This is a genomic window from Streptomyces sp. SID3212 (assembly GCF_009865405.1).
Lineage (GTDB): Bacteria > Actinomycetota > Actinomycetes > Streptomycetales > Streptomycetaceae > Streptomyces.
Window position 1 is genome coordinate 1 of the sequence record NZ_WWJY01001193.1, and the last position, 1,607, is coordinate 1,607.

1 protein-coding gene and 1 pseudogene are annotated in these 1,607 nt (G+C 70.4%); one reads left to right on the plus strand and one right to left on the minus strand.

What is annotated here, in order from left to right:
- Positions 1 to 309 precede the first annotated feature (309 nt).
- Positions 310 to 1,089, plus strand: coding sequence for a polysaccharide lyase family 7 protein (locus GT042_RS35645; RefSeq protein ID WP_161312821.1), 780 nt, complete (start codon positions 310 to 312; stop codon positions 1,087 to 1,089).
- Positions 1,090 to 1,219: 130 nt separating this feature from the next.
- Here GT042_RS35645 and GT042_RS35650 read toward each other — a convergent pair.
- A pseudogene (locus GT042_RS35650) lies at positions 1,220 to 1,607 on the minus strand (MFS transporter); the annotation flags it as partial.

Sequence of the window (1,607 nt, forward strand, 5' to 3'; positions counted from 1 at the left end):
CCCCCGACTACCCCTCGGCCCGAACCCGCACCCTCCCTCATTACTCAACTCCCCCGCCTCGCGCCGGAGTAGCCCTCCGCCCCCGCCCTTGGCCTCTTCCATGATTGGGTTTTACTTCGGCTGCCTCCCCCTGCCCCTCACCTGCGGGGATGAACTCTTTACCTTCAGCAGACCATTGACCGACCAACCGGGTCGTGTTACTTACATCTGGTCGCACATTGGACTAGACCTGACGGCCGCCCCCACCGCCGCCGCCCGCCGCGACGCCTTCACCCCCCACCACTCCGAGTGCTGAAGGATCGATCCCCGATGAAGCTACGTTCCCGACTCCTCGCGCTGGCCACGGCCGGCGGTGTCGCCCTCACGCTCAGCGTTCTGGGCAGTGGCAGTGCCGGCGCCGCCAATCCGGCCGTCGCGCCCGGTGGCAACTTCAACCTGTCGGTGTGGCAGCTCCAGGAGCCGGTGGGTTCGCCCGGTTCGCCGACCACCATCTCGTCGTCCCGTCTCCAGGGCGCCAACGGCTACCAGGACTCGTACTTCTACACCGACACCCGCGACGGCGCGATGACGTTCTGGGCGCCGGAGAAGGGCGTCACCACGCCCAACTCCAACTACGCCCGCTCCGAGCTGCGTGAGATGAACTCCAACGGCAGCGCCGCCGACTGGTCCCTCAGCGGCAGCCACAAGCTGAGCGCGACCCTGCGCGTCGTGTCGGTCACCTCGAACGTCTGCGTCGGGCAGATCCACCTCGGCTCCGGCGGTACGTCCACCAAGCCGCTCGTCGAGCTGTACTACCGGTCGAGCGGCGACATCGTCGCCGGTATCGAGAACTCCCCGGACGGCGGCCAGACCCCCCACACCGTGGGCCACGTGTCGATCGGCAAGACCTGGACGTACACGATCGCCGTCTCCGGCGGCAACACGATCGACCTGACGGTCAACGGCAGCACGACGCACTATCCGATCCCGTCGTCCTTCAAGCCGTACAAGCAGTACTTCAAGGCCGGTTCGTACAACCAGTCGTCCTCCGACAGCACCACGAAGGGTGCCCGCGTCGCCTTCTACGGGCTGACCGTCTCCCACAGCTGACCGACCGTCCTCCCCCGCCGGGCGCTCCCCCGCCCGGCGGGGGCCGAAAGGCCCGACAGGCCCGGCGCCCGGTGAATCCCCCACCGGGCGCCGGGCCTTTCGGGCCTTACGGGCCTTACGGGTCCCTCGCTCACTTCGCCGCTTCCGCGACCTTCCGCATCTCCGGTGCCCGGCTCGGGCCGCCCGCCCACAGCAGCCCTCCCCCCAGCAGCACCCCACCCCCCACCAGCCACGGCGCCGGGCCCGTCGGCAGTGTGCTGATCGCCAAACCCGCCAGTGCCGCCACCAGTTGGAGCGCCAGTGACTGGACCGACAACGCGGTCGCGCGGCCCGCGCCCGTGACGCGGCGGTGCAGCAGGTCGTTCTCGTTCGGGCCCGCCGCGCCCAGGCCCAGGTAGACCAGGCCGAAGCCCGTCGCCCCGCCCACCAGCGCCACCGGCCCCCCGCCCGTCGCCGTGACCCCCAGCAGGAGCAGTCCCGCCGCGCCGGCTCCGAGGCTCAGCAGGACCGCGCGTCCG

What these genes read in the sequence shown, in the direction of transcription:
- GT042_RS35645 (WP_161312821.1), top strand. Translation starts at nt 310, where the DNA reads ATGAAGCTACGTTCCCGACTCCTCGCGCTGGCCACGGCCGGCGGTGTC.